The sequence below is a fragment of the Pseudomonas sp. 300 genome, from assembly GCF_055803035.1.
In genome coordinates this window covers 1,358,928-1,365,160 of sequence record NZ_JAVLRV010000002.1, presented here as the reverse complement: position 1 = coordinate 1,365,160, position 6,233 = coordinate 1,358,928, and the positions used below count along the sequence as shown (strand labels likewise).

The following is a 6,233-nucleotide window of genomic DNA, read 5'->3' as shown; positions in this document are numbered from 1 at the left end:
GTCTTGGTGTGGCGCATTCTATAGAATCCAGAAGCCCCGTCAACCCCTTGATTCAAAAAAGTTTATTTCTTTTCCACGTCGGTCTTCAGATGCGGCCATGCAGCCCGCAAATATTGAACCATGGACCACAATGTCAGGCCCGCAGAGATCAGCAACAAGGCGTACCCCACAAGGACCCAGAACGTGAAGTCCGACGGATTGGCCAGCAGGATCACCAGCGCGAGCATTTGCGCGGCGGTTTTCCATTTGCCCAGGTTCGACACGGCAACGTGAGCACGAGCACCGAGCTCGGCCATCCATTCGCGCAGCGCCGAGACGACAATCTCGCGCCCGATGATGACAGCGGCCGGCAGCGTGAGCCACAAATTACCATGCTCCTGCACCAGCAGCACCAGCGCCACGGCGACCATCAGCTTGTCGGCCACCGGATCGAGGAACGCCCCGAACGGCGTGCTTTGCTCCAAACGGCGAGCCAGGTAACCGTCCAGCCAGTCTGTGGCGGCGGCAAACGCGAAGACCGAAGCGGACGCCACGTAGCTCCATTGGTAAGGCAGGTAGAACAGTAAAATGAAGATCGGGATAAGCAGGACGCGTAGAACGGTAATCAGATTAGGGATATTCATCGGCACAACTGGCTACGAGGTGAGGTGGCATTCTACTCGCTGTGCAGATTTGCATAAATCAACTCTGCGAGCTTTTTACTGATCCCGGGTGCTTTGGCGATCTCGTCGATGCTGGCACGAGACAGCTCCTGCAATCCACCAAAATGTTTCAACAAATCGCGACGACGTGTCGGACCAACCCCGGCAACGCCCTCAAGCGTAGACGTGCGGCGCGTTTTGCCACGACGGGCGCGGTGCCCGGTAATTGCAAATCGGTGGGCTTCATCGCGGATCTGCTGAATCAAATGCAGCGCCGGAGAATCGCCGCGCAAGGTGAATTCGTGGGCGGCATCGTTGAGGTACAAGGTTTCGAAACCGGCCTTGCGCGTCGCGCCCTTGGCCACGCCCAGCAGAATCAGGTCCGGCACCGCCAGCTCGTTGAGCACATCGCGCGCCATGGACAGCTGCCCCTTGCCGCCGTCCACCAGCAGAATGTCCGGCAACTTGCCCTCGCCGTCCTTCAGTTTGCTGAAGCGTCGGGTCAGGGCCTGGTGCATCGCGGCGTAGTCATCACCCGGCGTGACGCCCTCGATGTTGTAACGACGATAATCGGACTTGATCGGCCCTTCGGGGCCGAACACCACACAAGACGCCACGGTCGCTTCACCACTGGAATGACTGATGTCGTAGCACTCCAGGCGCTGCGGCGGCTCATCCAGTTTCAGCACATCGGCCAGGGCCTCGAAACGTGCCGCCACGTGTTGGCGGTTGGCCAGACGCGCGCCCAGTGCCTGTTCGGCATTGGTCACGGCCAATTGCTGCCAGCGCGCGCGCGTGCCCCGAACCCTGTGGCTGATGGTCAGCTCACGACCGCGCAGCTCTTCGATCGCGGCGATCAGCGTCGGGAAATCTTCGTGAACCACGTTGACGATCAGCTCGCTCGGCAAGTCCCGTTCAGGGCTGCTGACGAAGTACTGACCGAGAAACGCGGCCATGACTTCGGCAACGTCTTCTTCAATGCCCACCTGCGGGAAGAAGTTCTTGCTCCCCAGCACCCGGCCGCCACGCACGCTGATCAGATGAACACAGGCACCGCCCGGGTTGACGAATGCTGCGATGACGTCGACGTCACCCGTCCCGCCTTCCATGCTCTGTTGATCCTGGACCCGGCGCAGCAACGAGATCTGATCGCGCAATTCGGCGGCACGCTCGAACTCGAGGTTGACCGCCGCCTCTTCCATGCCGGCGGACAATTCATCGGTCAGCGCATTGCTGCGCCCTTCGAGGAACATCACCGAGTGACGAACGTCCACGGCGTAGACCTCGGGTTCCACCAGCCCCACACACGGCGCCTTGCAGCGTTTGATCTGATATTGCAAGCATGGGCGTGTGCGGTTCTTGTAGTAGCTGTCTTCACACTGGCGAACAAAAAAGGTTTTTTGCAGCAGGCTCAGGCTTTCGCGAATAGCCCCGGCGCTGGGATAAGGGCCGAAATATTTGCCCTTGGCCTTTTTGGCCCCACGGTGAATGCTCAGGCGCGGAAACGGGCCGTCCGAGAGAAACACGTAAGGGTAGGATTTATCGTCGCGCAGCAGGATGTTGTAGGGCGGACGCCATTCCTTGATCAGCGTCTGCTCAAGCAGCAAGGCTTCGGTTTCGTTGGCCGTAATCGTCGTTTCGACCTGGGCGATACGTGCCACCAGCGCAGCGGTCTTCGGTGCGAGGCCGGACTTGCGGAAGTAACTTGACAGGCGATTCTTGAGGTTCTTGGCCTTGCCTACATAGAGCAGGCGAGCCTCACTGTCGAACATGCGATAGACGCCGGGGCGCCCGCTGACCGTCGACAGGAAAGCACTGGGATCGAAGGTGTCAGTCATTTTCAGAGGCTGGCATCAACCATGCCGTGACGAACCGCCAACAGCGTCAACTCGACATCGCTGCTGATCGAAAGCTTTTCGAAAATTCGGTAACGGTAGGTGTTCACGGTTTTGGGCGACAGGCACAGCTTGTCGGAAATGATCTGGACCTTCTGGCAGCCGACAATCATCAATGCGATCTGGATTTCCCGTTCCGACAGGGCATCGAAGGGCGAATCGTTGGTCGGCTGAAAGGATTTGATCGCCAGTTGCTGGGCAATCTGCGGACTGATGTAGCGCTGCCCGGCAAACACCAGGCGGATGGCCTGGACCATTTCCGGCAACCCGGCGCCTTTGGTCAGGTAGCCCGCGGCTCCTGCCTGCAACAACCGTGTAGGAAACGGATCTTCCTCGCACACGGTGACCGCGACGACCTTGATATCCGGATGACTGCGCAACAGTTTGCGCGTGGCTTCAAGACCACCGATACCCGGCATCTTGACGTCCATCAGCACCACATCGGGTTTCAACTCACGCGCCTTGAGCAGGGACTCTTCCCCGGACTCAGCCTGGCCGACTACTTGCAGGCCATCGATGTCAGCCAGCATTCGTGTAATGCCTGTACGAACGAGATCATGGTCATCGACTACTAGCACCCTAATCAAGCAGACACCTCGCGATATGGTCTTATTGAGTTGCCGACACCTTAGCAAAAAGCGACTGGCAGACCTAGCGGCAAGCGTCATATAAAAAGTATCAATACGTCTGGAAAGGCTTGTCTTATGCGTGTTTCAGCGATACGAGGTATCGACATCTCGCTGCATTCTCAGGAAACACTCATCTTTGCCTGCCACTGTCAGGCCCTTTCGCTCGTATAACGCTTTCGCCGGATTATTTTCAAAAACCGTCAGGCGCAATGCCGGGCGTCGCTCCTTGCGCGCCATTGCCAATACCTGATCGATCGCCCAGGAACCGGCACCCTGCCCCCGGAACGCTTCGAGCACATGCAACTCTCGGATGTACAACGCCCTCGCATCTCGACTCAGGCTCACATAACCCAGCCGCCTGTCACCCCGGACGATCAGCCAGTTTTCCCGCCCCGCCCAGGCCACATCGAAAGCCTCGTCCTGCCACAGCAGATCGTGCTGAATGTAATAGCGGAGCATGGTTTTACAGGTCAGTTCACGAGCAAAGTCGAGGTCCCGCGACGTCGCTGGACGTAATTCGAACCCCATCAAGCCTCCGCGACGGCGACGACTCGCCCCGTCCAGCCGTCAACATTGCGGCTTGCAACGACCAGAAAATTGCCAGTGCCGGGTGCGACGGCCATCAACGAACCGTCCGACGCCCAGATGGCGCTGCATCCTGCCGACTCCCAGCCCCCCGTCGCGCCGCCATGGTTGGCCATCAGTACCGCCATCGAGTGCGTGACGGCATAGCCTTGCAACAATGCAGTATCGGGGGCGTAACCGTTTCCGGTGATCAGCACGCCGGCGGCATAAATGTCCGCGCCCTGCTGTGCCGCTACGGCCGCATGGCTGGCGTGGGAAAAATCGGCGCACACCGCCAGGGCGACCGTGTCGTCGCCGAGGGTCAGGGTCGAACCGCCGGTGCCCGGTGAAAAAGCGACTTCCTCGCCGGGATGCAGATGCTGTTTGCTGTAGACACCGAGTGAACCATCGGCGCCCAGTACCAGTGCCCCAATCAACACTGGCGAATTCTCCGACAGACGAATAGGCATCCCGACCACAGTCGTTACGCCGATTTCCTGCGCAAAATCCCGTAGTGGTTGCAGCACAGTGTCCTCCGGAACAACGGCCAGTTCAGCCGCCAGCCCGCGCTCATACCCGGTCAGCGACAGTTCCGGAAACACCAGCAACTGTACGCCCTGCTCCACCGCCGCCTGCATGAAGCGTTGATGCCAGGCGAGATTGGCGGCCAGGTCCCCCGCGATAGAGATCGATTGAGCGGCAGCGATGGTCAGAGGCGTCATGGTTCGTCCTTGCGACGTGGTGTTTTTGTTTAAAGGGCGAGTGTGTCACAACCCTCGACGCACTCAAGCGATAGAAAACGCCACGACTGATCGATAGCAATTTGTGATTGAATCCGTGTACCGGCCTCTAGTAAGCTCGGCGCATCCATCGGAGACAGACCATGTTCAACACCCTCTCACAGCTTCGTTCCGTCAGCGCCCCGCGCTCGGTTGCGGCTGCCCGGGTGAATGACGTCTGCGCTCCGGTCAGCTTTTATTTTGGGTATTGGTTTAGCCACTGGCGCGCCTGATACCCACACGGCGCCCACTTTAAACGGGTCGCCACCAGAGAATTCTCAACCCCCGGTCGGCTTCCCGACCGGGGGTTTTGTTTTTTCAGCCCCGCACTTTTTAGCAACAGCCAGACACTTTGAGGATTTACGAAATGAACTACGCCACTTATTACCGTCACGACAGTTTTACCGCCTGGCGATTTACCAGCCTCCGCTCGGGACAGCCTGCCGCCTCCGATCGGTCACCCACAGGTGGCAAGCAGCACACACACGCAGCCAACCCGGCCAATTGTCGAACACCCCAGTAGGGCCGAGCGCGCGGGAACAAACCCGCCGCCCGCCCAGGAAGCCTGAACATGAACTCGTCCGTATCTGCTTTGCCGCTGTCCACCCTGAGCCCTGCCAATGAAGCGCTGACCCTGCGCCTGCCGAGCTCGTTGCAACTCAAACAGCAACTGCCCCTCAGCAACGCCCTGACCCGGCAAGTCGCTGCCCACCGCGATGCGGTCCGCGCGATTCTCAACGGTGAAGACTCCCGTTTGCTGGTCATCGTCGGCCCTTGCTCGATTCACGATCCGCAGTCCGCCCTCGAATACGCCAGTCACCTCGCCCGCCTCGCCGCCGACGTCAGCGATGAAATGCTCCTGGTGATGCGCGCCTACGTCGAAAAACCCCGCACCACCATCGGCTGGAAAGGCCTGGCCTACGATCCGCACCTGGACGGCAGCGATGACATGGCGGGTGGCCTGACCCTGTCCCGGGAGCTGATGCGCGAAATGCTTCGACTCGGCCTGCCGATTGCCACCGAACTGTTGCAACCGATGGCCGCCGGTTACTTCGACGACCTGCTCAGTTGGGTTGCCATTGGCGCCCGCACCACCGAATCGCAGATCCACCGAGAAATGGCCAGCGGCCTGAACATGCCTGTCGGCTTCAAGAACGGCACCGATGGCGGCGTCGGTGTTGCCAGTGACGCCATGCGCTCCGCTGCCCATCCGCATCGGCATTTCGGTGTCGACAGTCAGGGACATCCGGCGATCATTCAGACCCCGGGCAATCCCGATACCCATCTGGTACTGCGCGGCGGCCATCGCGGCCCGAACTACGATCGCGACAGCGTCGCCCAGGTGAACAGCGATCTACTCAAACTGAAGATCCCGGCCCGGATCATGGTCGATTGCAGCCACGCCAACAGCGGCAAAGACCCGTTGCGGCAGCCGGCGGTGTTCAACGATGTGCTTGAGCAGCGCCTTCAAGGTGATCGATCGTTGATCGGAATGATGATCGAGAGCCATTTGTTCGAGGGTTGCCAGCCGTTGAGCCCGACGATGAAGTACGGCGTATCGGTCACGGATGGCTGCCTTGGCTGGGACGGGACGGAGGCGTTGTTGCGTTCGGCGGCGGATCGGTTGCGGGCGGTACGCGGCTGATAGGCAAATGACATTTCGGAGGTAGGGCATTGCAGAACTCTGCGCTACCTCCGATTAAAGGACGTCCGGACATTCCGAAA

General features: G+C 59.7%; 6 protein-coding genes. 1 reads left to right on the top strand and 5 read right to left on the bottom strand.

Going from position 1 to position 6,233, the window contains the following annotated elements:
• Window positions 1-62: 62 nt before the first annotated feature.
• From pgsA to Q7W83_RS12870, 5 genes are all read right to left on the bottom strand, one after another.
• Window positions 63-623, bottom strand: coding sequence for a CDP-diacylglycerol--glycerol-3-phosphate 3-phosphatidyltransferase (gene pgsA, locus Q7W83_RS12890; RefSeq protein ID WP_150630023.1), 561 nt, complete (start codon window positions 621-623; stop codon window positions 63-65).
• Window positions 624-655: 32 nt separating this feature from the next.
• Window positions 656-2,479 (bottom strand): excinuclease ABC subunit UvrC, encoded by a 1,824-nt coding sequence (gene uvrC / locus Q7W83_RS12885; protein ID WP_150630025.1) that lies wholly within the window; start codon window positions 2,477-2,479, stop codon window positions 656-658.
• A gap of 2 nt (window positions 2,480-2,481) precedes the next feature.
• A complete protein-coding gene (gene gacA / locus Q7W83_RS12880; RefSeq protein ID WP_008015884.1) occupies window positions 2,482-3,123 on the bottom strand; it encodes a response regulator transcription factor GacA in 642 nt (213 codons plus the stop codon).
• Between the two features lie 126 nt (window positions 3,124-3,249).
• Complete coding sequence (locus Q7W83_RS12875) at window positions 3,250-3,693, bottom strand: GNAT family N-acetyltransferase (protein WP_150630027.1); 444 nt, start codon at window positions 3,691-3,693, stop codon at window positions 3,250-3,252.
• Complete coding sequence (locus tag Q7W83_RS12870; RefSeq protein ID WP_473656166.1) at window positions 3,693-4,451, bottom strand: carbon-nitrogen hydrolase family protein; 759 nt, start codon at window positions 4,449-4,451, stop codon at window positions 3,693-3,695. The genes Q7W83_RS12875 and Q7W83_RS12870 overlap by 1 nt, the downstream gene beginning before the upstream one ends.
• Window positions 4,452-5,079: 628 nt before the next feature.
• Here Q7W83_RS12870 and Q7W83_RS12865 point away from each other — a divergent pair.
• Complete coding sequence (locus Q7W83_RS12865; RefSeq protein WP_150630030.1) at window positions 5,080-6,153, top strand: 3-deoxy-7-phosphoheptulonate synthase; 1,074 nt, start codon at window positions 5,080-5,082, stop codon at window positions 6,151-6,153.
• The last annotated feature ends 80 nt before the right edge of the window (window positions 6,154-6,233 follow it).